The sequence below is a fragment of the Pacificimonas flava genome (assembly GCF_000342165.1).
In the GTDB taxonomy this organism is placed as follows: domain Bacteria; phylum Pseudomonadota; class Alphaproteobacteria; order Sphingomonadales; family Sphingomonadaceae; genus Pacificimonas; species Pacificimonas flava.
This window is the reverse complement of sequence record NZ_AMRV01000006.1, coordinates 91440-103469: the sequence shown is the minus strand read 5'-3', so window position 1 is coordinate 103469 and position 12030 is coordinate 91440. Positions and strand designations below refer to the sequence as shown.

The window sequence follows — 12030 nt, the reverse complement described above, 5'->3', positions numbered from 1 at the left end:
CCGCTAGCCGCCGGTGACGGGGGGGAATACGCCAAGCTCCGCTCCGTCGTGAACCAGCGCGTCAGTCTTTACGAACTCCTGATCGAGTGCAAAGCGCAGGCGGGAGCGATTGCCGAAAGCCCGGGCATATTCCGGTGCGCGGGCGGAGAGCACGTCGAGGACATCGGAGACCGTCGCGGTGCTGTCCGGAAGGGACAGGCGCTCCGCGCCGCGGCCGATCATGTCCTGCGTTCCGGCAAAATAGAGCATCTGAATATTCATCGGCTTAGACCATATGCCTGAGACCGGCCCGCAAATAGTCCCAGCCGGTGATCGTCGTCATGACGGCGGCGAGCCACAAGCAGATCAGCCCGACCTCAAGCGCCGGAAGCGCTGGCCAGACGCGCATGGCGAAGCCCTCCAGGATCAGCGCGCCCAAGGCGATCATCTGAAAGGCGGTCTTCCATTTGGCGAGCTTGCTGACGGGCACGGACACCTGCACGCCGGCCAGAAATTCGCGCAGTCCGGAAACGATGATCTCGCGCAGAAGGATGATGAGCGCGGCGAGGACATGCCAACCGCTGACCAGATTGTCCGCGATCAACATGACGATGGTTGCCGCGACCATGATCTTGTCTGCGATCGGGTCGAGGAACTGACCGAGCTTCGACACCGTGCCCTGCGCGCGTGCAAGATATCCGTCGAGATAATCCGTGGCCCCGGCAATGCAGAAGATGGCGTAGGCGGCAAGATAGCCGAGCCAGCCCGCATTCCACATGCAGATCACGATGATCGGCACGGCGAGAATGCGCGAAAGCGTGAGCAGATTTGGAAGGCTGGTCATGAGACCCTCGCCTGTAGATCAAGGCGGCGCGTGTCACAAGGAACACGGGGCGCGCAGCACGACATAAGGGGCAGGTATCAGGGTGAATGTCAGCGAGGCCTTCGCCAGTCGCAACTCGTTCGCGGTTTTCTGACGAATCAGGTGGGTGCTCCGTTGATCCGGGCGATTCTGATATGCGGTTTGGCTTTGTTTCAGCGCATCTAGGCTGTATTCCTAACCCGCTGGGTGAAAGAAATCGTAGACTTTGCGCGCCACGGTGCTGGAGATGCCCGGCGCGTCAAGAAGTTGCTCCATACCCGCCGACCGAACGGCCTTGGCCGTTCCGAAATGCATCAGAAGCGCGCGTTTCCGGGCCGGCCCGATTCCGGGCACGTCATCCAGCGGATTGGCGGAGATCGCCTTCGATCGCTTCGCGCGATGGGCCCCGATTGCAAAGCGGTGCGCCTCGTCCCGCAACCGTTGCAGATAGAACAGGACCGGATCGTTCGTCGGAAGCGTCAGTTCTCGGCCATCTTCAAGATAAAAGGTCTCGCGGCCGGCATTGCGGTCCGGCCCCTTTGCCACTCCGACCAGTGGAATGTCCTCCACGTCGCATTCGGCGGCGATTTCCCGCGCGGCGGACAATTGCCCCTTGCCCCCGTCGATCAGCACCAGGTCCGGCCACTGGCCCTTGCTGCGATCCGGATCGTCCTTTGCCAGGCGGGCAAAGCGGCGGCGCAACACGTGCCGCATCATGCCGAAATCATCGCCAGGCGCGATACTGTCGTCCCTGATGTTGAATTTCCGGTAGGCGTTCTTCTGAAACCCCTCGGGCCCCGCCACGATCATGGCGCCGCCTGCATTCGATCCCTGAATGTGGCTGTTGTCGTACACCTCGATCCGTCTCGGGGGCGCTTCCAATTCGAACAGATCGGCCAATTCTCTCAGCAGCTTCGCTTGCGTGGTTGATTCTGCGAGGCGCCGATCCAGCGCTTCCACGGCATTTCGCTGCGCATGTTCGACAAGCCTGCGTAGGGCTCCGCGCTGGGGACGCTTCATGTTCATTTTACGCCGGGCGCGTGCCTGTAGCGCCTCCTCGATCAATGCGCGTTCCGACAAATCTCGGTCGACGAGGATTTCCGGGGGAACCGGCATGTCCTCGTAGAATTGCATCAGGAAGCTCGACAGCACCTCATCGAGATCTTCGCCCGACACATTTTTCGGAAAGAAGGCCCGATGGCCCCAATTCTGGCCGCCGCGAATGAAGAAGGCCTGGATACAGACCTGATTCGCCTTCTCCGCGAGCGCGATGACATCCGCGTCGCGAACGCCCTCTGCCGTCCCGGTCTGTCCTTGGATGAAGGTGAGGGCGCGCAGCCGGTCGCGGTAGATGGCGGCAAGTTCGAAGTCTTGCTTCGCTGCCGCCCCCGTCATGGCATCGCCCAGCTTGCGCTGCACCGTCTGACTTTTCCCTGCCAGAAAATCCTTCGTATCGCGAACGAGCTCGGCATAGCCCTCTTCATCGATACGGCCCGTGCAGGGGGCCGAACAGCGCCGGATTTGATAAAGCAAGCAAGGCCGCGACCGATTGTTCATATAGCTGTCGGAGCAGGACCTTAGCAGAAAGACCTTTTGCAACGCATTCAGCGTGCGATTGACCGAGCCCGCGCTTGCGAACGGCCCGAAATAGATGCCCTTGCCCCGCCGGGCTCCACGATGCTTGCGGATCTGCGGAAAATCATGATCCTCGCGCAGAAAGATAAAGGGAAAACTTTTGTCGTCGCGCAGCAGAACGTTGAAGGCGGGCCGGAACCGCTTGATCAGCTGCGCCTCCAGCAGCAGCGCTTCCGCCTCCGTATGGGTGGTGACGACCGTCATCTGCCGCGTCAGGGCCACCATGCGCTGCAGTCGTTTGGGCAGCGCCTTCACCTGCGTGTAGTTGGTGACCCGCGCGCGCAGCGACCGCGCCTTGCCGACATACAGGACCGTTCCCTCGGCATCCTGCATGCGGTACACGCCGGGCCGGGCCGGCAGGGTTTTCAGGACGTTCCGGATGGCTTTTACGCCGAGATCGAGGTCTGGCGAATCCTTGCCGCGCACGGCGTAGGTCGCCTGCTCCTCGGAGAAGCGGTCGGTTTGCGGAGAATCGGCCATCCGGACCGATTTGGGGCCGGCGGGGCTGGACCGCAAGCGCGCGCGAAGGCTAGAGCCGCGCTCCATGAGCACGACATTGCAGCTTCAGGTGCGGGACATCGAATTGATGGTCCTGACGGGCATTTACTCGGAGGAGACGAAGCTGCCGCAGTTGCTGCGCGTATCCGTCTTCGTCGATCTCGATGCGCCGGACCGCTTCACTCATGACATGAAGCTTTCGGAATCGAAGAATTACATGGATTTGAAGGATGCCGTTCTGAACGTGTGTCCAAAGGGCGTGCATTTCACGCTGGTCGAGGCGGTTGCCGACGCGATCATCGATCGGCTGTTCGACGATGACCGCGTGCTGTGCGCAACGGTGAATATCGTAAAGGTGGCGATCAGCCAGAATGGTGAGGCGATCGGTATCGAACGGACCCGCAGCCGGTGAGCCTCGCGCTCGTCACCGGTGGGACTCAGCGTCTCGGGGCGGTCATCGCTGCTCGCCTCAGCGCCGCGGGCTATGACTTGGCTCTCCATTACAATGCCTCGCCGGACCTCGATGCGGATCTGGCAGCGGCGCTACACTCCCGCTCCGTGGATCACGCGACCTTCCCCGCCGACTTTGCAGAGCCCGAGGCCTCGAAGGCGCTGCTCGCCGCGGTGGCCGAGCACTTTGGTCGCCCGCCCACGCTTCTCGTCAACAGCGCCAGTCGATTCGGTTCCGATACGAGCGAATCGGCAGGGGCGGACGATTTGATGGGGCATTTTACGATCAATGCGGCGGCGCCCATCATGCTGTCGCAGGCGTTCAAGGCGGCCTTGGGGGAAGGTGAGGGGTGCATCGTCAACATCCTCGACCAGCGTCTGCAGCAGCCGCACCGGGACAATTTCGCCTACACCATTTCGAAGTTCGCGCTGGCGGGTGCCACCCAGACGCTGGCGCGTGCCTGGGCACCGCGCATCCGCGTCAATGCTGTTGCCCCCGGCCTCACGCTTCCGACCGACAATTACGATCCATCACGCCTGAACCGCGTGCGCGCGGCCATGCCCTTGGAACGGCTTCCCAGTCCGCAGGATGTGGCGGACGCCGTTGCGTGGCTGGCGGGGGCGAAGGCGGTGACGGGCGAAACCGTTCATGTCGACGGCGGCGCCCGTCACCGGAGCTTTCAGGGCGATTTCGACCGCCTGTAAAGCCGCCGGCCTCAACCGTCTAAAAATTCCGGTCGCATGTTCCCAGGGCCTCAAGCGCGACCTGATAATCGGCCGCTAACGCTTCGCCGTTGCTCCCGCCCGCAATGTCCTGTGGCAACTGCGCCGGCAAGGAACAGGCGAGAATGACCGAGGAAAGCGAACCGGCGTCCGGCGCGGGAGCGTTGGGATCGATGATATCGCCGGTCGAGAGAACGACATGGGGATCGACGCCGGGGCGGCGCAGCACGACGAGCGAGAGCGGCCGGCCATTCTGCGTGCGTACGAAGATCTGAGTCTCCGATTCCCCAGGGATCGAGCCGGGAACGTGAAACGCCGAGCTGATCGATTCTGCGCGTGGCGCCCCGCCGGCAGCGGCACGTTCGCCGAGGAACCTGCTGACGATCTGCTCGCGGCCTGCCGACCACGCCTGCTGGCCATATTTATGAGCGAGCACGAATTCGCCGGGGGCGTGCTCGGCGCCGAGGAACAGAAGAACGATTTGCCCCTCCATCCTGGGCGTACGGCCGCGCTCATTCTCAGGAATGTCAACGAGATACGTGATTTCTCCCGGCACGCCGGCGGGGGCGGCGAGGACGCTTTGCACCTGCGCGCGCACGAGGAAACGACGAAAGCCGGGCGCCAGTCCGGGCGCGCGTTCGCGCTTCACCTCTTTCGCGTCGACGATCTGCGCACGCGCGACCGTGGTCGCATTCAAGGCCAGGTCGGCAAAGTCCGCGCGCCCGGCATTCGGCTGGGGCGACATCGGCTGCGCAGCGCCTTCATTGATCGGCAGCGCCACCAAAATTGCGGAAAATAGTATTTTTTGAAACGTCATGGTGGGTCGAAAGATCCTTCGAACGACAAGTCTGATGGGCACGAATCGCGGTAAGAACAGTATCCTAACGCCGTGAACGTAAACTGTATCAGAATCTCGCTTGCGAGGGGGAAACCGCCAAGTTAGGACATTCATCAAGGGATAGGGATGACGCCGGAACGATCGTGCTTCGGCAATTTATTTTCTATACCCCCATCGCAATTGAAACGGCTGCACCCTTTGGTGCGTATAGCTGCATGTTTAATCTGAGGGAGTGCCGCGTACCGACATGGCATATGCTGATGAACCGGGAATGAGCACAAAGCGATTGGTTTCGCTCGTGCTCGTCGGCTTGATCCACGTCCTTCTCGGCTACGCTGTTATCAGCGGCCTGGCCCTGAAGGCGGTCAAGATCGTTGCCGGGCCGCTCGAAACCTTTGAGGTTGAAGAGCCGCCCGAGGTGGAGGAGGAGCCCCCGCCCCCGCCGGAGCAGCTCGACGAAATTCCGCCTTATGTACCTCCGCCCGACGTGGTGGTGGAAAATCTTCCGCCGCCGCCGGCTCCCGTGACGACGGTGCGTACGCCGCCGCCGCCTGCGCCGCCGCCGCGCGTGGTCATTCCGCCGGCTCCGCCGCCGCCCGCACCGCCGCCGCCTGCGCCCGCCGGGCCGACGCAAGATCCTCAGCCGATCGCGCGCAACTACGGCTTCGGTCAGTCGGACTATCCGTCTGCCTCGCTGCGTGCGGAGGAAGAAGGCACCGTGACGATCCGTATGGAGGTCGGGACCAACGGCCGTGTGGAAAATTGCTCGGTGGTGTCGTCGAGCGGACATGATCGGCTGGATCAGCAGAGCTGCCGTCTTGCCGAGCGCCGTTTCCGCTTCGAACCGGCTCTCCGGAACGGTGAGGAGGTCTCGGGTGTCGTGACCCAGGCGTTCCGCTGGCAGATTCAACGTTAAACGCCGCAAGGCCCGAACATATCTCTTCTGAGGGACAAAGGACTATGAAGATGACTTTTAATTCTCTCGCCACGAAGGCGAGCATTGCTGCCGGAACGCTGCTCGTCAGCGCACCGGCTTTCGCCGCGGAGATCGAGACCGACAATCCTTACGGTCTCCTGCCGGCCCTGAAGCAGGGCGGCCCGATCGCTTGGTTCCTGTTCGGCGTGCTGCTGATCATGTCGCTCGGCACCTGGTATCTGCTGTTCACCAAGTGGTTCGATCAGCGCCGTATCAAGAACGAGGCCAAGGAGATCGACAAGAAGTTCTGGACGGCCCCCAGCCTTCGCGAAGGCGCCTCGAAGCTTCCGAAGAACTCGCCCTACCGCCAGATCGTCGACGACGGCCTGCGCGCGTCGGAGCACCATGAGGGCCGCCTGACCGACAAGATCGACGAGCATGAGTGGGTGACGATGTCGCTCGAGCGTTCGCAGGCCGCGATCGCGCAGCGCCTCGCCGGTGGTCTCAGCTTCCTGGCTTCCGTGGGTTCGACCGCGCCGTTCGTCGGTCTGCTCGGTACGGTTATCGGTATTTACCGCGCGCTTATCGGCATCGGCGTCGCCGGTCAGGCGTCCATCGATAAGGTTGCCGGCCCGGTCGGCGAGGCCCTGATCATGACCGCGCTCGGTCTGTTCGTGGCCGTTCCGGCGGTGCTCGCCTATAACTGGCTGCTGGGCCGCAACAAGGACGTGCTGAAGCACCTCGGCAACTTCTCCGACGACGTGCACGGCTTCCTGGTTTCGGGTTCGCGCGTGGCGCGCACCTCGCTCGGTTCCGGCACGGCCTCGGCCGCTGCTACGACGCGGGATGCGGTTCCGGGTTCGTCCGTGAAGGGTCAGGCCGTGCGTCCGACCAACACCACGACGACGACGCCGGGAACGACTCCGAAGAAGTAACTCGACGGTTCGGACGGGGGCGGCGCTCTGCTGCCGCCCCGCCAATCCGCCCGTTTGATTGCAAGTAGGAATTCCGCTTTATGGCAATGTCAGTTGGAGAATCGGACGCGGATGCGCCGATGGCGACAATCAACACGACGCCACTCGTGGACGTCATGCTGGTTCTCCTCATCATCTTCCTCATCACGGTTCCCGTGGTGATCCAGACGGTGCCGCTTCAGCTTCCGAATGTTCGTTCCACGGCGACGACGACGAAGCCGGAGAACGTCAGCCTTTCGGTGAACGCTCAGGGCGATGTTTTCATCGGCCAGACGCGTATGAGCGATTATGAGGAACTGCGTCAGGTTCTGTCGCAGCGTCTCGAGCAGTATATCGAGGATGCCGGCGGCCCCGCAAACGTCACCGAGCTGCCCGAGGTTCACATTCGCGGCGACGCGAACGTCGAATATCAGAATATCGGCGGTGTGATCTTCACGGTTCAGCGCGCCGGTTACATCAAGATTGCGTTTATTTCGGAGCCGCCCGCCGGCAACGTCTCGCGCGCGATCTACTAAGGAGTTAGACCATGGCTATCTCAATGGGGAGCACCGACGGCGACGCGCCGATGGTCGAAATGAACACGACGCCGCTGATCGACGTCATGCTCGTGCTCCTGATCATGTTCATCATCACCATTCCGATCCAGACGCACGCGGTGAAGCTGGATCTGCCGGTGAGCCAGGACACGCCGCCGCCGGAAGAGGTCGTCGATCCTGTCGTCAACCGCGTCCGCGTCGACTTCCTGAACGACATCTACTGGAACGACCAGCAGGTGACGCCGGCGCAGCTGGAGGCGTATTTCCGGCAGTCGGCTTCGATGAATCCGCAGCCGGAAATCCATCTGCGTCCGGACGCGCTGGCGCGTTATTCGGTCGTCAGCGAGATCATGGCGTCCGCGCAGCGGAACGACGTGACGAAGATCGGCTTCGTGGGCAACGAGGCATACGCAAACCTTCGGTAAGCGTATCCAGATTCCGTACCAAAAGGGCGTCCCGGTCGGGGCGCCCTTTTTTTCCGCCGTACTGCATTTTTCCTGCGTGGAATGGTCTTCCGAAATGACGGTGCGATGGGAGCAGACCGCCTAGCGAGGGGGCCTCGGTCGAACGCACATGTGCAGGAAGACCGTCTTTTTGGGCACACTTCCTTTTTAGAGACCATTTTTCGCGGCAGCGGCAGGCCACTGGGCGCATGCATGAGAGCAACTTTCTAGTTGGGAGCCGTGGCACCCTTAGGCAAATTCAATGCGGCCCGCGGTGGACTCACACCATCGCGAGGTGAGCCATCTCATTGAGGGGAGAGCTGGTGCGATAGAAGCACCCGCGTCTGCGTAGGGGGGCGAAGCCGGGCCAAAACCCGCGGAGGTGCGCGCCGCGCAGCCTGCCGAAATCATCAAGCCATGCATGTCATCGGAACCGTTGCAGAGGTGCTGCGGCATGACTGTCAAACCTCGGCCAGCCTATATTGCGCTCATAGCCATTCCGACGCTTCCGCAGCCTCAGAGCGCCGGTGATCAACGCACAGGCGCGATGGTCTTTCATCGGCGATCACGCAAGATCAGCGCGGCTAAGAACGCTCCTTCATCATTGCAGTCTGACATGGCAACGCGCCCACGCCACGGGCAAAAATGGTGCACCGGGAAGAGCCCGGTTGGGCCGCCCGGCCGTTCCGTCTCTCCGCCGCGCCTCTAAGTCGTGACCATGCGTCCATTCGCAGGTCGCGCGCCCTGGCATTCAATGCATCGCGCGGCGGCGTTCTCTTCTCAGCCACCGTGCTCGCGGATGAAGGCCTCGACGACGGGCGCGATCTTGGTGCGCCAGCGGGAGCCGTTGAAGATGCCGTAATGGCCAGCGCCCTCGGCGAGCAAATAGCGCTTTTTACTCTCGTCGAGCTGTCCGGCGAGCGTGAGCGCAGCCTTGGTCTGGCCGATTCCGGAGATGTCGTCGCGTTCACCCTCGATGGCGAGCAAGGCCATGTCGGTAATGGCATCCGGGTCGACGCGCTCGCCGCGGTACATCATCTGCCCGGTGGGAAGCAGATGCCGTTGGAAGACGGCGTCCACCGTTTGGAGATAGAATTCGGCCGTCATATCGGCGACGGAGCGATACTCGTCATAGAAGGTCTTGATCCGCTCCGCAGAGTCCTCGTCGCCCTCGATCAGGTGTTTGAACATTTCCCAATGGCTCATCAGATGATCGCCGAGGTTCATCGACATGAAGCCACCCAGCTGCATGAAGCCGGGATAGACGCGCCGCATGGCGCCGGGATAGATCGGCGGCACCGTCGCAATCGCGTTCTGCTCGAACCAGGCGTGCGGCTTGTTCGTTGCCATGCCGTTGACCGAAGTGGGACTTTCCCGCGTATCGATGGGACCGCCCATCATGGTGAGCGTGGCCGGCAGGTTCTCGTGCTGCCGCGCCGACATGATGCAAGCGGCGGCGTAGACGGGCACGGACGGTTGGCATACGGCGATCACATGGGCACGCTTGCCATTGCTCGCCCCGCCGATGGTTTCCAGGAACTTGATCGTGTAATCGATATAATCGTCGAGGTCGAAGCTGCCCTCTGCCATGGGCACCATCTTCGCATCGCGCCAGTCCGTGATGTAGACGTCATGATCCGGGATCATGCGCTCGGCTGTACCCCGCAGCAGGGTGGCGAAATGCCCCGACATGGGAGCAACGATCAGAACCTTGGGCTGATCCTCGTTCGATCCGTCCGTCTTCACGAAGCGTTTGAGCTGTCCGAACGGCAGCCGCAGAGCCACCTCCTCTCGCGATTCGACCGTGCGGCCCTCCAGCGTGATCCGTTCCAGACCGAACGCCGGCTTGCCCCTCGGTTCCGCGGCGTGCGCGAACACGTCAAGCGCAGACGCTAGGACCAGCCCGCCGCCTGTATAGGCAAAGGGGTTCGCGGGATTGGTGAGTAGCGATGCGCTCATCTGCGCCGCCGTGCCGGCACCCGCCAACATCGCGCGTTGCATCTCATAAAGCGGATACAGCATAAGAACTCCAATCTTTGGCGCTTTGTGCGCCGCAACATGAACGATTGCAAGGAGGGCACGTGCCATGGCGGAAAGAAGTCTCGAAGGACGCACGGCGCTCATTACCGGCTCCACCAGCGGTATTGGCGCTGCGATCGCATCGCGTATGGCGGCTGCGGGTGCGAACATCGTCCTCAACGGTTTCGGCGATGCGGATGAAATCGAAAGCCAGCGCAGCGGTCTGGAACGCGACCATGGCGTCGAGGCCATCTTCATAGAGAAGGACCTGTCCGTCGGCTCCGAAAGCAGCGCATTGGTCCGCGAGGCGTCCGAAAGGCTGGGCGACCCGGATATCCTCGTAAACAATGCTGGTATTCAGCATGTTGCGCCGGTGGAGGAATTTCCCCCGGAAACCTGGGAAAAGCTGCTCGCCATATGCCTGCACAGCGCCTTCTATACCGTTGCGGCAGCGATTCCGGCAATGAAGCGAAAGAACTGGGGACGCATCATCAACATTGCGTCCGCCCAGGGTCTCGTCGCCAGCCCCTACAAATCCGCCTACAACGCTGCCAAGCACGGGCTGATCGGCTTCACGAAGTCGGTCGCGCTGGAGGTCGCCGAAACCGGAATTACGTCGAACGCGATCTGTCCGGGATATGTACGCACGCCGCTCGTTGAGGGGCAGGTGGCCGATCAGGCGAAGGCCCACAATATGAGCGAGAAGGACGTCATCCGTGACGTGATCCTTGCCGTTCAGCCGAACAAGCGCTTCGTCGAACCGGAAGAGATCGGCGATTTCGCAGTGTTCCTGGCGGGCGAAACGGGGCGCAGCTTCTGCGGGGCGGCGCTGCCGATCGATGGGGGCTGGACCGCGCGCTGAGGCTGCGCATCCGGCCTGCGCGCGGTCGGGAACGATCTATCCGAACGGCTGGTCGATGGAGGGTGGCGGCAGCGAAAACCAGCGGGGCCCATCCGCGGTCATGTACATGCAGTCCTCCAGCCGGATGCCGAACTTGCCCGGCAGATAGAGGCCGGGTTCGTTGGAAAAACACATGCCGGGGGCGAGCGCCGTTTCGTTCCCGCGCACGATGTAGACCGGTTCGTGCCCGTCCATGCCGATCCCATGGCCCGTGCGGTGCGACAGGCCGGGAAGCGCGTAGTCGGGGCCGAATCCTTCGGACGTGTAGAAATCGCGTGCTGCGTCATCCAGAGTGCCCGCGGGAACGCCGTTCGCAGCCGCCTCGAACACGCGCTGCTGTCCCTGGCGGACGAGGTTCCAGACGCGCCGCTGCTCGCGTGACGGGTCCCCATAGACGAAGCTGCGGGAGATATCGGATTCATAGCCGTGGACGCTGGCTCCGCAGTCCATCAGGACGACCTCTCCCTCCCGGACCTGCTGCGGCTTTCCCGATCCGTGCGGGTAAGCGCTCGCCTCGCCGAGAAGAACGAGGGTGAACTCCGGGCTGCCGCCCCGGCGTTTCATCGCCGCCGCCATGACGGCGCCGATATCCGCCGGCGTCATGCCGGCCTCGATTTGTGGCCAAATCTCCCGATAGGCTGCAACGGTCAGGTCGTTCGCTGCCTGCATCAAGGCGATTTCCGCCGGGGATTTTACAATGCGGCAGGCACGTACAACGCCCCTGTCGCTGCCCGTTTCGACCCCAGCCTTTGAAAGAGCGTCGACGGCGAAGTAGCGAACGGTTTCCTCGACACCGAGAGGGCGGTCGCCAAGGCCGCGTGCCGTCAGCCAGTCCGCAATCATGGCGGCCGGGGAGCCGTCCTCCTGCCAGGTGCGGACCTCCGCCGGAATCTGGAGAGTTTCCCTGACGGATGGCTCTTCGAAAAACGGCGTGACGACGAGCGCCTCGCCCTCTGCCGGCAAAATCGCGGCTGTCAGACGTTCGCTACGCCACCACTGGATACCCGTGAAATAGTCGAGGGAGGATCCGGCCTCCACAAGAATAGCACCGAGGCCGGCGTCCCGCATGAGCGTCTGCGCCTTCGCGATACGGTGCAGGCGCTCCTCCGGGCCAATGGGGGGCGGGAGGGCAGAGCGGTCGCCGCGGCCGGATGGCTCCGCCGCGGCCGCCCAGGCGCCATACTCCCGAAATGGAGATGCGAATGCGGCAGCCCCCGCTGCGCCGATCAGAAGTTCGCGCCTGGCGAGCATGGATG

At 62.7% G+C, this 12030-nt stretch carries 13 protein-coding genes; 7 read left to right on the top strand and 6 right to left on the bottom strand.

Features of this window, described 5'->3' with window-relative positions:
• Positions 1 to 3: 3 nt before the first annotated feature.
• From C725_RS09815 to uvrC, 3 genes are all read right to left on the bottom strand, one after another.
• The gene (locus C725_RS09815) at positions 4 to 261 is read right to left on the bottom strand and encodes a MoaD/ThiS family protein (protein WP_008602492.1); all 258 of its coding nucleotides are present in this window, start codon (positions 259 to 261) and stop codon (positions 4 to 6) included.
• 4 nt (positions 262 to 265) lie between these two features.
• On the bottom strand, positions 266 to 823 hold the full coding sequence (gene pgsA / locus C725_RS09810) for a CDP-diacylglycerol--glycerol-3-phosphate 3-phosphatidyltransferase (protein WP_008602490.1): 558 nt from the start codon (positions 821 to 823) through the stop codon (positions 266 to 268).
• A gap of 213 nt (positions 824 to 1036) precedes the next feature.
• On the bottom strand, positions 1037 to 2956 hold the full coding sequence (gene uvrC, locus C725_RS09805) for an excinuclease ABC subunit UvrC (protein WP_008602489.1): 1920 nt from the start codon (positions 2954 to 2956) through the stop codon (positions 1037 to 1039).
• A gap of 64 nt (positions 2957 to 3020) precedes the next feature.
• On the opposite strand from uvrC, the gene C725_RS09800 reads away from it, so the two are divergent.
• Both C725_RS09800 and C725_RS09795 read left to right on the top strand, forming a co-directional pair.
• A complete protein-coding gene (locus tag C725_RS09800; protein ID WP_008602488.1) occupies positions 3021 to 3386 on the top strand; it encodes a dihydroneopterin aldolase in 366 nt (121 codons plus the stop codon).
• A complete protein-coding gene (locus C725_RS09795) occupies positions 3383 to 4129 on the top strand; it encodes an SDR family oxidoreductase (RefSeq protein ID WP_008602486.1) in 747 nt (248 codons plus the stop codon). Before C725_RS09800 ends, C725_RS09795 begins: the two co-directional genes overlap by 4 nt.
• Positions 4130 to 4148: 19 nt before the next feature.
• On the opposite strand, the gene C725_RS09790 is transcribed toward C725_RS09795, so the two are convergent.
• Complete coding sequence (locus tag C725_RS09790; protein WP_051051318.1) at positions 4149 to 4964, bottom strand: hypothetical protein; 816 nt, start codon at positions 4962 to 4964, stop codon at positions 4149 to 4151.
• A gap of 292 nt (positions 4965 to 5256) precedes the next feature.
• Between C725_RS09790 and C725_RS09785 the strand changes: the two genes are divergently transcribed.
• From C725_RS09785 to C725_RS09770, 4 genes are all read left to right on the top strand, one after another.
• On the top strand, positions 5257 to 5901 hold the full coding sequence (locus tag C725_RS09785; protein WP_243442733.1) for an energy transducer TonB: 645 nt from the start codon (positions 5257 to 5259) through the stop codon (positions 5899 to 5901).
• Between the two features lie 44 nt (positions 5902 to 5945).
• Positions 5946 to 6836, top strand: coding sequence for a MotA/TolQ/ExbB proton channel family protein (locus C725_RS09780; RefSeq protein WP_008602482.1), 891 nt, complete (start codon positions 5946 to 5948; stop codon positions 6834 to 6836).
• A gap of 80 nt (positions 6837 to 6916) precedes the next feature.
• Positions 6917 to 7390 carry an ExbD/TolR family protein gene (locus C725_RS09775; RefSeq protein ID WP_008602480.1) on the top strand — a complete coding sequence of 158 codons (474 nt, stop codon included), beginning with the start codon at positions 6917 to 6919 and terminating at the stop codon, positions 7388 to 7390.
• An 11-nt stretch (positions 7391 to 7401) separates the two neighbouring features.
• On the top strand, positions 7402 to 7836 hold the full coding sequence (locus C725_RS09770) for an ExbD/TolR family protein (RefSeq protein ID WP_038282772.1): 435 nt from the start codon (positions 7402 to 7404) through the stop codon (positions 7834 to 7836).
• Between the two features lie 798 nt (positions 7837 to 8634).
• Here the strand turns inward: C725_RS09770 and C725_RS09765 are convergent.
• Entirely contained in the window at positions 8635 to 9876 is a 1242-nt protein-coding gene (locus C725_RS09765) for a polyhydroxyalkanoate depolymerase (RefSeq protein ID WP_008602476.1), read from the bottom strand.
• Between the two features lie 64 nt (positions 9877 to 9940).
• Between C725_RS09765 and C725_RS09760 the strand changes: the two genes are divergently transcribed.
• Complete coding sequence (locus C725_RS09760; protein WP_008602475.1) at positions 9941 to 10735, top strand: 3-hydroxybutyrate dehydrogenase; 795 nt, start codon at positions 9941 to 9943, stop codon at positions 10733 to 10735.
• Positions 10736 to 10771: 36 nt separating this feature from the next.
• Here C725_RS09760 and C725_RS09755 read toward each other — a convergent pair whose 3' ends face one another.
• Positions 10772 to 12025, bottom strand: coding sequence for a M24 family metallopeptidase (locus tag C725_RS09755; RefSeq protein WP_008602473.1), 1254 nt, complete (start codon positions 12023 to 12025; stop codon positions 10772 to 10774).
• Positions 12026 to 12030 lie beyond the last annotated feature (5 nt).

Bases quoted from the DNA above. Each gene is read 5' to 3' on its own strand.
- C725_RS09815 (WP_008602492.1), bottom strand. From the start codon at position 261: ATGAATATTCAGATGCTCTATTTTGCCGGAACGCAGGACATGATCGGC.
- pgsA (WP_008602490.1), bottom strand. From the start codon at position 823: ATGACCAGCCTTCCAAATCTGCTCACGCTTTCGCGCATTCTCGCCGTG.
- uvrC (WP_008602489.1), bottom strand. From the start codon at position 2,956: ATGGCCGATTCTCCGCAAACCGACCGCTTCTCCGAGGAGCAGGCGACC.
- C725_RS09800 (WP_008602488.1), top strand. From the start codon at position 3,021: ATGAGCACGACATTGCAGCTTCAGGTGCGGGACATCGAATTGATGGTC.
- C725_RS09790 (WP_051051318.1), bottom strand. From the start codon at position 4,964: ATGACGTTTCAAAAAATACTATTTTCCGCAATTTTGGTGGCGCTGCCG.
- C725_RS09785 (WP_243442733.1), top strand. From the start codon at position 5,257: ATGAGCACAAAGCGATTGGTTTCGCTCGTGCTCGTCGGCTTGATCCAC.
- C725_RS09780 (WP_008602482.1), top strand. From the start codon at position 5,946: ATGAAGATGACTTTTAATTCTCTCGCCACGAAGGCGAGCATTGCTGCC.
- C725_RS09775 (WP_008602480.1), top strand. From the start codon at position 6,917: ATGGCAATGTCAGTTGGAGAATCGGACGCGGATGCGCCGATGGCGACA.
- C725_RS09770 (WP_038282772.1), top strand. From the start codon at position 7,402: ATGGCTATCTCAATGGGGAGCACCGACGGCGACGCGCCGATGGTCGAA.
- C725_RS09765 (WP_008602476.1), bottom strand. From the start codon at position 9,876: ATGCTGTATCCGCTTTATGAGATGCAACGCGCGATGTTGGCGGGTGCC.
- C725_RS09760 (WP_008602475.1), top strand. From the start codon at position 9,941: ATGGCGGAAAGAAGTCTCGAAGGACGCACGGCGCTCATTACCGGCTCC.
- C725_RS09755 (WP_008602473.1), bottom strand. From the start codon at position 12,025: ATGCTCGCCAGGCGCGAACTTCTGATCGGCGCAGCGGGGGCTGCCGCA.